At 69.8% G+C, this 13,081-nt stretch carries 11 protein-coding genes; 8 read left to right on the top strand and 3 right to left on the bottom strand.

Going from position 1 to position 13,081, the window contains the following annotated elements; genetic code table 11:
* Positions 1-80 precede the first annotated feature (80 nt).
* The 5 genes from AB0D34_RS42965 to AB0D34_RS42945 all read left to right on the top strand — a co-directional run bounded on the left by AB0D34_RS42965 (position 81) and on the right by AB0D34_RS42945 (position 5,480).
* A complete protein-coding gene (locus AB0D34_RS42965) occupies positions 81-1,448 on the top strand; it encodes a phosphomannomutase/phosphoglucomutase (RefSeq protein ID WP_362672556.1) in 1,368 nt (455 codons plus the stop codon).
* Positions 1,449-1,717: 269 nt separating this feature from the next.
* Entirely contained in the window at positions 1,718-1,888 is a 171-nt protein-coding gene (locus AB0D34_RS42960) for a Trm112 family protein (protein WP_007382472.1), read from the top strand.
* A gap of 153 nt (positions 1,889-2,041) precedes the next feature.
* The gene (locus AB0D34_RS42955) at positions 2,042-3,169 is read left to right on the top strand and encodes an SIS domain-containing protein (protein ID WP_362672554.1); all 1,128 of its coding nucleotides are present in this window, start codon (positions 2,042-2,044) and stop codon (positions 3,167-3,169) included.
* Between the two features lie 45 nt (positions 3,170-3,214).
* Positions 3,215-4,366 (top strand): mannose-6-phosphate isomerase, class I, encoded by a 1,152-nt coding sequence (gene manA / locus AB0D34_RS42950; RefSeq protein ID WP_362672552.1) that lies wholly within the window; start codon positions 3,215-3,217, stop codon positions 4,364-4,366.
* 130 nt (positions 4,367-4,496) lie between these two features.
* On the top strand, positions 4,497-5,480 hold the full coding sequence (locus tag AB0D34_RS42945; protein ID WP_362672550.1) for a cation diffusion facilitator family transporter: 984 nt from the start codon (positions 4,497-4,499) through the stop codon (positions 5,478-5,480).
* 85 nt (positions 5,481-5,565) lie between these two features.
* Here AB0D34_RS42945 and AB0D34_RS42940 read toward each other — a convergent pair whose 3' ends face one another.
* Positions 5,566-7,722, bottom strand: a complete 2,157-nt coding sequence (locus AB0D34_RS42940) for a fructose-specific PTS transporter subunit EIIC (protein ID WP_362672547.1) — start codon at positions 7,720-7,722, stop codon at positions 5,566-5,568.
* A gap of 491 nt (positions 7,723-8,213) precedes the next feature.
* Between AB0D34_RS42940 and ahcY the strand changes: the two genes are divergently transcribed.
* Together ahcY and AB0D34_RS42930 are read left to right on the top strand one after the other, a co-directional pair.
* The gene (gene ahcY / locus AB0D34_RS42935) at positions 8,214-9,671 is read left to right on the top strand and encodes an adenosylhomocysteinase (protein ID WP_362672545.1); all 1,458 of its coding nucleotides are present in this window, start codon (positions 8,214-8,216) and stop codon (positions 9,669-9,671) included.
* Between the two features lie 148 nt (positions 9,672-9,819).
* Positions 9,820-10,449 carry a hypothetical protein gene (locus AB0D34_RS42930; RefSeq protein ID WP_362672543.1) on the top strand — a complete coding sequence of 210 codons (630 nt, stop codon included), beginning with the start codon at positions 9,820-9,822 and terminating at the stop codon, positions 10,447-10,449.
* Positions 10,450-10,499: 50 nt separating this feature from the next.
* Here the strand turns inward: AB0D34_RS42930 and AB0D34_RS42925 are convergent, their stop codons facing one another.
* Positions 10,500-11,510, bottom strand: coding sequence for an RDD family protein (locus AB0D34_RS42925; RefSeq protein WP_362672540.1), 1,011 nt, complete (start codon positions 11,508-11,510; stop codon positions 10,500-10,502).
* A gap of 131 nt (positions 11,511-11,641) precedes the next feature.
* On the opposite strand from AB0D34_RS42925, the gene AB0D34_RS42920 reads away from it, so the two are divergent.
* On the top strand, positions 11,642-12,649 hold the full coding sequence (locus AB0D34_RS42920) for a stage II sporulation protein M (protein ID WP_362672538.1): 1,008 nt from the start codon (positions 11,642-11,644) through the stop codon (positions 12,647-12,649).
* Between the two features lie 141 nt (positions 12,650-12,790).
* On the opposite strand, the gene AB0D34_RS42915 is transcribed toward AB0D34_RS42920, so the two are convergent.
* Positions 12,791-13,081: hypothetical protein (locus tag AB0D34_RS42915; RefSeq protein ID WP_362672536.1), on the bottom strand; the 291-nt coding region annotated here is incomplete at its 5' end.

Raw genomic sequence — 13,081 nt, 5'->3', positions numbered from 1 at the left:
CGAAGTCCACTCAGGTACCGCACAGCCCACTGTCAGTGCCTACGGGTAGTTTGTGCTGACCGACAGGACTTTCGGAAGGGTTGGCCGTGGCTGATCTGTCACAGCTCGTGAAGGCGTACGACGTGCGCGGAGTGGTCCCGGACCAGTGGGACGAGACGCTGGCCGAGCTCTTCGGTGCCGCCTTCGTCCAGGTCACGGGGGCGAGCGCGATCGTGACCGGCCACGACATGCGGCCCACGTCCCCCGCCCTGTCACGGGCCTTCGCGCGCGGAGCGGCCGCCCGTGGCGTGGACGTCACCGAGATCGGCCTGTGCTCGACCGACCAGCTGTACTACGCCTCCGGCGCGCTGGACCTGCCGGGCGCGATGTTCACGGCCTCCCACAACCCCGCCCAGTACAACGGCATCAAGATGTGCCGCGCGGGCGCGGCCCCGGTCGGCCAGGACACCGGCCTCGCCGAGATCCGCTCCCTGGTCGAACAGTGGAGCGAGTCGGGCGCCCCGGAAGCGACCGGGCCGACGGGCACGATCACGCAGCGGGACACGCTGGACGACTACGCGGCCCACCTCCGCTCCCTGGTCGACCTCACCTCGATCCGCCCCCTGAAGGTCGTCGTCGACGCGGGCAACGGCATGGGCGGCCACACCGTCCCCACGGTCTTCGCGGGCCTGCCCCTGGACACCGTCCCGATGTACTTCGAACTGGACGGCACCTTCCCGAACCACGAGGCCAACCCCCTCGACCCGGCCAACATCGTCGACCTCCAGAAGCGGGTCACCGAGGAGGGCGCCGACCTCGGCATCGCCTTCGACGGCGACGCCGACCGCTGCTTCGTCGTCGACGAGCGCGGCGCACCGGTCTCCCCGTCCGCCATCACCGCCCTGGTGGCCTCCCGGGAGCTCGCCAAGCACGGCGGCAAGGGCACCGTGATCCACAACCTGATCACGTCCTGGTCCGTTCCGGAGGTCGTCAGGGAGAACGGCGGCACACCAGTACGCACACGCGTGGGCCACTCCTTCATCAAGGCCGAGATGGCGAGCACCGGCGCGATCTTCGGGGGCGAGCACTCCGCGCACTACTACTTCAAGGACTTCTGGAACGCGGACACAGGCATGCTGGCCGCCCTCCACGTCCTCGCCACTCTCGGCGGCCAGGACGGCCCCCTCTCGGCCCTGGTCGCCCAGTACGACCGCTACGTGGGCTCCGGCGAGATCAATTCCACGGTCGCCGACCAGAAGGGCCGTGTGGCAGCGATCAAGGCCGCCTACGCCGGCCAGGAGGGCATCGAGACCGACGAACTCGACGGCCTCACGGTCACCGCCTCCGACTGGTGGTTCAACGTCCGCCCGTCCAACACCGAACCCCTCCTGCGCCTGAACGCGGAGGCGAGGGACGAGGCGACGATGGCGAAGGTACGGGACGGGGTACTGGCGATCATCAGGAGCTGACGAGTGCCGGTTCGCGCATTTCAGCCCGTCCGGCGTTTGAGGACGAGGCCTTTCGGGCCGATGGGGGTCTGGGGGCGCAGCCCCCAGGGGCCGGGGTCGAAGGGGCAGCGCCCCTGGGGGATGGGACGGGTAGGGGCGGCGGGGGCGAGAAATCCCCCACACCACCCCCACTCAGACCTCGCCCCAACCCCGGCACCCCCCTCTCCCCGGCGGTACCCTGACCAGGCACATCCGCACAAGCAGCCGTACCGCCCCCGAAGGGAACCCCCATGCCGCTCGAAGCCGGCCTCCTGGAGATCCTCGCCTGCCCGGCCTGCCACGCCCCCCTCAAGGAGCAGGACACCGAGCTGATCTGCACAGGCCAGGACTGCGGCCTGGCTTACCCCGTCCGCGACGGCATCCCCGTCCTTCTCGTCGACGAGGCCCGCCGCCCCGCGTAAGCGCGCCAGGCCCGCCGTAGACGAAACAGCGCTCCAACTGCCGTAAGCGACAACGACACAGCGACCACCGGCGTCCCGGACCGCGCGGCCGGACGACCCGGCGAAGCGACAACCCGGCGTCCCGGAGACCCGGCGATCGGAGGCTGCCGCCCCATGCTCGACGAATCGCTGCTAGACACCCCCGAGGCCCTCTCGGAGGCCGACCGCCGAGGCCTGCTCCGCGGTGCCGCGGAGGCCGGCGCCCGCGTCCGCACAGCGGCCAGGCACGCCGCCGAGGCCGGGGTGAACGACCTCAAGCCCGACGGCCGCCCGCGCGCGGTCCTCATCGCGGGCCCCGGCGCCGCCGCCACCCACGTGGCCGACCTCCTCGGCACCCTCGCCGGAGCCGGCAGCCCCGTCACCCGCCTCGCCCCCACCGGTGTCGCCCCCGCCGCGGGCGCCCTGCGCTGGGAACTCCCCGGCTGGGCCGGCTCGGTCGACCTGCTCCTGATCGCCACCCCCGACGGCACCGAACCGGGCCTGTCCCTGCTCGCCGACCAGGCCTACCGCCGCGGCTGCACGGTCGTCGCCGTGGCCCCCGGCCACACCCCGCTCTCCGAGGCGGTCGAGGGCGCCCACGGCCTGTTCGTGCCCCTGGCGACAGCCCCCTACGAGCAGGACACGCCCATCACTGCATCCGCCCCCGGCGTCCTGTGGGCCCTGCTCACCCCGCTCCTCGCCGTCCTCGACCGCGCCGGTCTGCTCGCCGCCCCGCCCGACACCCTCGAGAAGATCGCCGGCCGCCTCGACCACATCGCGGAGCGCTGCGGCCCCGCCATCGCGACCTACAGCAACCCGGCCAAGACCCTCGCCGCCGAACTCGCCGACGCGCTCCCGGTGATCTGGACCGAGGGCACCTCCGCGGGCCCCGCCGGCCGCCGTTTCGCCGCGGCCCTCGCCGAGCTCTCCGGCCGCCCCGCCCTGGTCTCCGAACTGCCCGAGGCCCTCGCCGCGCACCGCACGCTCCTTTCCGGACCGCTGGCCGCCGGCGCGGACCCCGACGACTTCTTCCGCGACCGCGTGGAGGAGCCTCCCGCGCTGCACGCACGCGTGGTGCTCCTTCGCGACCGCCCGATCGGCGGTCTCAGCGCAGCCCCGTCCGCGCGTGACCTGGCCCTCAGCCACGACACGCCGATCAGCGAGCTGGAGCCGGAGGCCGGCGGCGAGATCGAGACCCTCGCCGAACTGATCGCCGTCACGGATTTCGCCGCCGTTTACCTGGCGCTCGCCTCAGGGGCCTGACGTTGCCCAGGACGCCTTGATCGCCGTACGTACAGAAAGAGCCTGATGGACCGCCTCGACAACACCGTCCGCCCCTACGCCTGGGGTTCCACCACCGCCATCCCCTCACTCCTCGGCGCCGAGCCGACCGGTGAACCGCAGGCGGAGATGTGGATGGGCGCCCACCCCGGCGCCCCCTCACGCACCGCGCGGGGCACGCTCGTCGAGGTCATCGACGCCGACCCCGCGCGCGAACTGGGCGAGGCGGCCGTCGCCAAGTTCGGCCCCCGCCTGCCCTTCCTGCTCAAGATCCTCGCCGCGGGCGCCCCGCTCTCCCTCCAGGTGCATCCCGACCTCGCCCAGGCGAAGGAGGGTTACGAGGACGAGGAGCGCCGTGGCATCCCCGTGGACGCGGGCCACCGCAACTACAAGGACGCCAACCACAAGCCCGAACTGATCTGCGCGCTCACCGAGTTCGACGGCCTGTGCGGCTTCCGCGAACCCGCGCGCGCGGCCGAGCTGCTCGACGCGCTCGGCGTCGACTCCCTCAAGCCGTACGTCGACCTCCTGCACGCCAGCCCGGAGGAGGCGGCCCTGCGCGAGGTCCTGACGGCCGTCCTGACCGCAGACCGCGCGGAGATGGCCCACACGGTCACCGAGGCCGCGGCCGCCTGCGCCCGCCTCGGCGGCGACCACGCCCCCTACGCCGAGATCGCCCACCACTACCCGGGCGACCCGGGCGTCATCGCCGCGATGCTGCTCAATCACGTCCGTCTGCAGCCCGGCGAGGCCCTGTTCCTCGGCGCCGGCATCCCGCACGCCTACCTGAACGGGCTCGGCGTCGAGATCATGGCCAACTCCGACAACGTCCTGCGCTGCGGCCTGACCCCCAAGCACGTCGACGTCCCCGAACTCCTGCGCATCGTCCGCTTCGAGGCAGCCGACCCGGGCGTACTCCGCCCCGAGGCGGCCCCCGACGGCGAGGAGGTCTACGAGACGCCCATCGACGAGTTCCGGCTCTCCCGTTACGTCCTCCCTGAGGGCGCCGCCCCCCACGACCTGACCCGCCCGACCCCGCAGATCCTGCTCTGCACGGCAGGTTCCGTGCGAGCCGGGGAACACGAACTGAGCCCCGGTCGGTCGGTCTTCGTCCCGGCGGGCGAGAAGGCCGAGGTGTCAGGCACGGGCACGGTCTTCCGCGCCACCGTGATCGTGTGACGGTATGACTGGGGCTGTGGATACCTGAGACATCCGTGCCGGGCGGGGCTGCAAGAATGGCCCACCGGCAAAGGACGTGCAAAGGCCTGGACGGCGTAGAGCACTTGAAGCGAAGGGACAACGCGAGCAGATGAGCGCGTCAGGCGGAACCAAGGCGATCGTGGCGGCACTCGGCGCCAACCTCGCGATCGCGGCGTCGAAGTTCGTGGCGTTCGCGTTCAGCGGCTCGTCCTCGATGCTCGCCGAGGGCGTGCACTCCCTCGCCGACTCCGGCAACCAATTCCTGCTGCTCCTCGGCGGCAAGAAGGCCCAGCGCGAGGCCACCCCGCAACACCCCTTCGGCTACGGCCGCGAGCGCTACATCTACGCCTTCCTGGTCTCCATCGTCCTCTTCTCGGTCGGCGGCATGTTCGCCATCTACGAGGGCTACGAGAAGATCAAGCACCCGCATGAGATCGAGCACTGGTACTGGCCGGTGGGCGTCCTCGTCTTCGCGATCATCGCCGAGAGCTTCTCCTTCCGTACGGCCATCAAGGAGTCGAACCCGCTGCGCGGCACCCTCTCCTGGAAGGAGTTCGTGCGCCGCGCCAAGGCGCCCGAGCTCCCGGTCGTCCTCCTGGAGGACCTCGGCGCACTGGTCGGCCTGATCCTCGCCCTCGGCGGCGTCGGCCTGGCCCTGCTCACCGGCGACGGCGTCTGGGACGGCATCGGCACCCTCTGCATCGGCATCCTGCTCATCCTGATCGCCCTCGTCCTGGCCGTGGAGACCAAGTCCCTGCTCCTCGGCGAGTCCGCGGGCGTCGAGGCGGTCCAGAAGATCGAGACGGCGATCGTCGACGGCGACACCGTGACGGGCATCATCCACATGCGCACGCTCCACCTCGGCCCCGAGGAACTGCTCGTCGCCGCGAAGATCGCCGTCCAGCACGACGACACGGCCGCCGAGGTCGCCTCCGCGATCAACGCCGCAGAGTCCCGCATCCGCGAGGCCGTCCCGATCGCTCGCGTCATCTACCTCGAACCGGACATCTACAGCGAGACCGAGGCCGCCAAGGGCCCCGACCGCGAGGCGACCCCCGGCGGCCCCGCCCAGCAGCCGACGCCCGGCCACTGATCACCCGCCGTACCGCCTTCTCTCGTACGGCGACGGGGCCCGTTGATCTCTCGGCGGGCCCCGCTGCTTTCCTGCGTCCCGGCACCTACCGGATCTCGCCCAGTACCCCGAGTACCGCCCTCTCGTCCGGCGCGGCGAGGAGCCGCTCCCGGAAGCCGGGATCCATCAGCTTCCGCGACAGCAGCGCCAGGATCCGCAGGTGCTCGTCGCCCGCGGCCGCCTCCGGCACGGAGATCATGAAGACCAGCCTGGCCTTCGTACCGTCCAGCGCACCCCACTCGATGCCCTCGGCGGACCGCGCGAACCCGACGACCGGCGCGGTCACCGCATCCGTCTTGGCATGCGGGATCGCGATCTCCTCCCCGAGCCCGGTCGTGCCCTGTTCCTCCCGCCGCAGGGCGGTGGCGACCAGCTCCTCCACATCCGCAACCTTGCCGGACCGGGCGAGCAGCTCCGCCATCTCCCGGATGGCGGCCTCCTTGTCATGGGAGGCGAGGTCGAGCTTCACGGTCTGCCGGGTGAGATGGCCGGAGAGGACTTCGGCGGCGTCGGCGTTGGCCTCGACCGAGGGCACGCCTTCGGCCCTGCCGTCGGCGTCGGCGTCGGTGTCTGCGGCTTCCCGAGTCCCGGCCGGTGCGGCTTCGGCGGTCGGCGCGCTCGACGCGGACACGACCCTCTGCGCCGCCACGGCCCCGGCCGCACCGGCGGCCGTCGCACCGGCTCCCACCCCGACCGGCACAGGCGCCACCGGCCCGGCCGCACCTGCCCCCGCCACCGGCGCCGCACCCTTGCGCCTCCGCTCGCTGATGTCGACCAGCGCGACCGTCGTCAGAGCCGTGACAACCATGCCGATCACCACGGCCACGAAGAACATCGGAACCCCGCTCACCGCGCCCAGCACCGCCACGATCGGTCCGCCGTGCGGCACCGCGTCCTCGACCCCGGCAACGCCGGCGATCGCACCGGCCACTGCGCCTCCGAGCATGTTGGCCGGGATGACCTGCGCGGGCCGCGCCGCCGCGAACGGGATCGCGCCCTCAGAGATACCGAAGCAGCCCATGAACAGCGCGGCCAGCCCGGTCTCCCGCTCCTGCTCGGTGTAGAGCCGCTTCCGTATCAGCGTGGCCAGGCCCTGCCCCAACGGCATGACCGGGATCGCGGCCGCGCACATGCCCATGACCGTCTGGTTGCCGGTCGCGATGAGCCCCGTGCCGAACAGGAACGCCGTCTTGTTGACCGGCCCGCCCATGTCGAACGCGATCATGAGCCCCAGGATCGTGCCCAGGAGGATCGCACTCGTCCCCGTCATCCCGCTGAGCCAGTCGGTCAGGTGCTCGAACACCCAGGAGATCGGCTTCCCGATGACGTAGATGAAGAACAGTCCGAGCGCCGTGGCCGCCACGATCGGGATCACGATGATCGGCATGATCGGCTGCACGAACTTCGGGACCTTGACCTTCTTGATCCACAGCACCAGATACCCGGCGAGGAACCCGGTCACGATCGCCCCGATGAACCCGGCGCCCGCCTTTGAGTCGTACAGCGCCCCGGTGTTCGCTATCCAGCCACCGATCATGCCGGGGACGAGGGCGGGGCGGTCGGCGATGGCGTAGGCGATGTATCCGGAAAGGATCGGGATCATCAGCTGGAAGCCGATGACACCGATCTGATTGACGTCAGCCCAAAAGGTGCCCTCGGGGATCACATAGCCCTTGGCCGTCGCGTCACCCCCGAGCGCGAGCGAGACTGCGATCAGCAGACCGCCGACGACCACGAACGGGATCATGTACGAGACGCCGTTCATCAGCGCCTTGTAGACCGTGCTTCGCTGCTTGCCACCGTCGGCCGGTGCAGTCGCTGCCGGGGCGCCGCCAGTCCTGTGCAACGGCGCCGACCGCACCCGCTCGATCAGCCGCTCGGGGTGGTGGATGCCCTCCGCCACTCCCACGGTCAGCACCCGCTTGCCCACGAACCGGCTCAGGTCCACGTCCTTGTCCGCGGCGATGATGATTCCGTCCGCGGAGCTGACATCGTTGTCATCCAGGACATTTTCAGCCCCGATCGATCCCTGCGTCTCCACCTTCATGTCGATGCCACGGCTCGCGGCGGCCTGCGCGAGCTTCTCCGCGGCCATGTACGTGTGGGCGATGCCGGTCGGGCACGCGGTCACCGCGAGCAGCTTCAACCGTTGCCGCTCGTCGCTGCCGCCGTCCGTGGAGGGAGGTCCGGCCGGATTGGTCACGTCGATCTCCTAACGCCTTTGTCGCGCGGAAACGCCGGGTCCCGGACGCCCCGCAAGATCGATCAGATGTTCCGATCGCTTCGCATCCTCCCTCACCTGCCCAGACCCTCCGAGAAGCAAAAGTCCCCGGATGACCTGGTCTGTTGTCGCCCGTTCCGCAGTTCTTGGGCTTGATGTCACCCACGCCAGGGCACCCTGTCAGGACGGCCGACGGAGCCAGGCCATGTCTGAACCGGAGCCCCTGATCGGCCTGATGTATTCGTAGGCGGGCTGGGGTCGCCCGGCCGACCGGTGTAGCTTGGGACCGAGCCAGACGTCGCTGCTGATGGCGGTCGGGCGGTCCCACCGCGGACCGACCGAGGGAGAGAGGGCCTCCGACGGACTGCGCTGCGCGCACCGGGCATGCCTGTGTCCTCTTCGGGCACCCCTGTGTCCGCCGCCGCGCAGACCAGCCGTACCCACGTCGCCCCAACCCCAAGGAGCAGCTCGCAATGACGACTGTCGAAAACCGACAGGACTTCAAGGTCGCCGACCTCTCCCTGGCCGAGTTCGGCCGCAAGGAGATCACCCTCGCCGAGCACGAGATGCCCGGCCTGATGGCGATCCGCAAGGAGTACGCGGCCACCCAGCCGCTGGCCGGCGCCCGAATCATGGGCTCGCTGCACATGACCGTGCAGACCGCCGTCCTGATCGAGACCCTGGTCGCCCTGGGCGCCGAGGTCCGCTGGGTGTCCTGCAACATCTTCTCCACCCAGGACCACGCGGCCGCAGCCGTCGCCGTCGGCCCGAACGGCACGCCCGACAACCCCCAGGGCATCCCGGTCTTCGCCTGGAAGGGCGAGACCCTGGAGGAGTACTGGTGGTGCACGGAGCAGGCTCTGACCTGGCCGAACACCCCCACCGGCGGCCCGAACATGATCCTGGACGACGGCGGCGACGCCACCCTCCTGGTCCACAAGGGCGTCGAGTACGAGAAGGCCGGCAAGGTCCCCTCGGTCGACACCGCCGAGAACGAGGAGCACCGGGTCATCCTGGAGCTCCTGAACCGCACCATCACCGACGGCTCCCAGAAGTGGACCCAGCTCGCCTCGGAGATCCGCGGTGTCACCGAGGAGACCACCACCGGCGTCCACCGTCTGTACGAGATGCACCGTGACGGCACCCTCCTGTTCCCGGCGATCAACGTCAACGACGCCGTCACCAAGTCGAAGTTCGACAACAAGTACGGCTGCCGCCACTCCCTGATCGACGGCATCAACCGCGCTACCGACGTCCTCATCGGCGGCAAGACCGCGGTCGTCTGCGGCTACGGCGACGTGGGCAAGGGCTGCGCGGAGTCCCTGCGCGGACAGGGCGCCCGCGTCATCGTCACCGAGATCGACCCGATCTGCGCCCTGCAGGCGGCGATGGACGGCTACCAGGTCACGACCCTCGACGAGGTCGTCGAGACGGCCGACATTTTCATCACCACGACGGGCAACAAGGACATCATCATGGCCTCGGACATGGCCAAGATGAAGCACCAGGCGATCGTCGGCAACATCGGCCACTTCGACAACGAGATCGACATGGCCGGCCTGGCGAAGATTCCCGGCATCGTCAAGGACGAGGTCAAGCCGCAGGTCCACACCTGGAAGTTCCCCGACGGCAAGGTCCTGATCGTCCTCTCCGAGGGCCGCCTGCTGAACCTGGGCAACGCCACCGGCCATCCGTCGTTCGTGATGTCCAACTCCTTCGCGGACCAGACCCTGGCCCAGATCGAGCTGTTCACCAAGCAGTCCGAGTACCCGATCGACGTCTACGTGCTGCCCAAGCACCTCGACGAGAAGGTCGCCCGCCTCCACCTGAACTCGCTCGGCGTGAAGCTGACCCAGCTGCGCCCGGAGCAGGCGTCGTACATCGGCGTCGAGGTCGACGGCCCGTACAAGCCGGACCACTACCGCTACTGAGCCTGACGGCACAGCAGCAGTACCTCCGAGGCAGGCCCCCGCACCCCCGTGTCGGGGGCCTGCCCTTTGGCCCAGTGACCCTTCTGCCGTCCTGCTCCCTCGCCGTGTGACCGTCAGGCCGGACAGCCCGTCAGAACCCAGGACCCCCATGCCCCGCGGCCGTTATTCGCTCCACGATCCGCACGATCACACCCCCCTCGCGGAAGAACACTTCCAGTGCGCCCCCGGCCCTTCCGGCTGGCGCTATGTCTCTCAACTGACCACCCCCGCGGGCGATCACAGCGGCTCGGTCGATCTGACCCTGGACGAACTTGGCCGCCCCATCCGCCTTGAACTCCACGCCGCGAGCTGGCAGGTGCGCGGTGCCGCGCTCGACGGTGTCACCTGGGTCCGCACGGACCCCACCGGGACCCACGCCACGGAAGGCAACGTCGCCGCCCACGCCTTCACCGGCACATCTCCCGCATTCCTTGTTGCCACCACCCGTCTCCTACGCCTCGCCCCCTCCGCCTCAGCAACCCGCGTACGCCTCGTGGCCTTCACGGACCCCGTCCTCGCCCCGCGCACCGTGGACCAGTCCTGGACCTTGCTGAAAAGAGAAGCACACGCCACTGACAACGGCCCGCTCACCGTGGAGGAGTACCAGGTCACAGCGCTGGACACGGGCGAGCAGCACTCCGTACACATCGCAGGCGACGTGGTCCTCGCGGCCCCCGGGATCGAGCTGGAGGACCTTGAATCACCACCGTCGGCGTTCCCCGAAGCACCGCTTGACTGAACCGGCTTCAGCGGCCCCCGGCACCAGTGCGGCCAGGGGCACCGACACGATCAGGCCGGCGGCACGAACCCGGATGCGGGCTTGCCCTCCGGCGGCACGGCGGGCGGGACCTGCTCGGAGGACTCTTGGGACGGTGTGCCAACAGCCGGAACGCCGGGATACCCCACAGCCGGAGCCGCTTCGACGGCGTACGAGACAGGCGGCGGAGGAGAGGACGGAGCCGCAGGCTGCACCCCCGCGTACGGGTAGCCGCCCGGCGCCCCGACGACAGCACCGGGCCCCGGTGCGGGTGACGACCCGGCCGCCGCCGTAGCGCCGCCGAAGGACCGCCGGACCTCGCGGGCCTGCCGCTCCTGCACCACCGCGGCCAGATACGCGCCCGGCGGCACACCCTGCGGCGCCGGAGCCCCCGTACGAGCCGCGAGATCGGACGCCAGCCGCTCGGCCATGGCCCAGCCGACCTGTGGATCCAGCTGGTGCATCCGCGTCAGGTACTGCCGGATGGCAAGCCACAGACCATCGGGGACCGCTGAGAGATCGAGCTCGGAGAACCGCCCGGCCAGCCACGGCGGAGGCGGCGGCACGAATCCGCTGGGCGCGACGGGAACCCGTTCCCGCACCACCAGAGTCCCCGCGAACACATCACCCAGCCGACGCCCACGTGCCGACACGAGTGAGGCGATACAGGCGACGACCCCGAACGTCATCAGAATCTCGACCACACCGATCGCACCCCGCACCAGAGCGTGCCGGAACCGGATCGGCCCGCCGTCGTCGCGCACCACGCGAAGCCCCACGGCGAGTTTCCCCAACGACCGCCCATGGCTCAGCGTCTCGACCGCGATCGGACCGCCCACCAGTACGAGCAGGAACGCGGCGATCGACAGGGCGACCTGCGCCGCATCGTCCAGCGAAGCGGAGGCGGCCACCAGAGCGATGGTCACAGCGATGTACACGACCATGGCCACGACCAGATCGATCAGCACGGCCAACGCCCTGCTGGGCAGCCTCGCAGGGCGCAACTCCAGCGCCACCGCCTCGCCCGTCACCAGCTCACTCAACGCCCGCCGCCCTTCCCCTGACCTGCCTCGTGAACAGCCAGTCTGCCAAGCTGAGGGCGCATCGCGCCGCAGTACGACAAGCTGACATCCACGATGGACCGCCGACGATCAGCCGAGGAGCAGGCAAACCGATGGACCTCGACGTCTTCGTCACCGCCCACCGAGCCGAGTGGGACCGCCTCGACGCCCTGCTCAGGCGCCAGCGTCGCCTCAACGGCGCCGAGGCGGACGAACTCGTCGCCCTCTACCAGCGCACCGCCACCCACCTCTCCCTGATCCAGTCCAGCGCCCCCGACCCGCAGCTGACCGGCCGGCTCAGCCAACTCGTCGCACGCGCGCGTAGTGCCGTCACAGGGACCCGCCGCGCCTCTTGGCGCGATGTCACACGCTTCCTCGCCCACGGCTTCCCGGCCGCGGTCTATCGGTCGCGCCACTGGTGGGTGCCCACCGCACTGTTGTCCACCCTTGTCGCAGCCCTCCTGGGCTGGTGGATCGGCACCCATCCCGAGGTGCAGTCCTCGATCGCAGCCCCGAGCGAACTGCGTGAGCTCACACGCCCCGGCGGCCAGTACGAGACGTACTACTCGAGCCATCCCGCGGCCTCCTTCGCTGCCCAGGTCTGGACGAACAACGCCCAGGCCGCCGCCATGTGCCTGGTGCTGGGGGTCTTCCTCGGCCTTCCGGTCCTCTGGATCCTCTTCCAGAACATGCTCAACCTCGGCATCGGCGTCGGCCTGATGTCCTCGGCCGGCCGACTCGACACGTTCCTCGGCCTCGTGCTCCCACATGGCCTGCTCGAACTGACCGCCGTCTTCGTAGCCGCCGGCACGGGCCTGCGTCTCGGGTGGACCCTCGTCGACCCCGGCCCACGCTCCCGACGCATCGCACTCGCCGAGGAGGGTCGAGCAGCCGTGGGCATGGCGATAGGCCTGGCGCTGGTCCTGTTCGTCTCCGGTGCCATAGAAGGCTTCGTCACCCCCTCCGGCCTGCCCACCTGGGCCCGCATCGCCATCGGGATCATCGCCGAGCTGGCCTTCCTCGCCTACGTCTTCGTCCTGGGCGGACGCGCGGCGCGTGCCGGTGACACGGGCGACGTCGAGGCAGCCGAACGCAGCGCCACCGTCCCGACTGCTGCCTGATGTGCGGGGGACTGTGCTGAGCTGCTAGTGTCTCCTTCGCCCCACAGGAGCCGTTGACATGGATCGAGTGGGGAGGTAGATTCGAACAGTTGCCTGGAGCTGGGTTCATCCCGCTCGGTAGCAGTGAGTGTCTGTCTGCTTCTAGAAAATCTTGATTTCGAAGAAGCCCCTTCCCGATGAATCGGAAACAAGTGGCCGGTTAGTCCGGCCCGAAAGTTCTGATAATGTTGGGAGCGCCGGAAAGGGAAACGCGGAAGCGGGAACCTGGAAAGCGCCGAGGAAATCGGAACCGGAAACGGTCTGATAGAGTCGGAAACGCAAGACCGAAGGGAAAAGCCCGGAGGAAAGCCCGAGAGGGTGAGTACAAAGGAAGCGTCCGTTCCTTGAGAACTCAACAGCGTGCCAAAAATCAACGCCAGATATGTTGATACC

Source organism: Streptomyces sp. NPDC048420 (assembly GCF_040651535.1).
GTDB lineage: Bacteria > Actinomycetota > Actinomycetes > Streptomycetales > Streptomycetaceae > Streptomyces.
The sequence above is the reverse complement of the archived record's forward strand: the minus strand, read 5'-3'. Positions and strand labels throughout refer to the sequence as shown.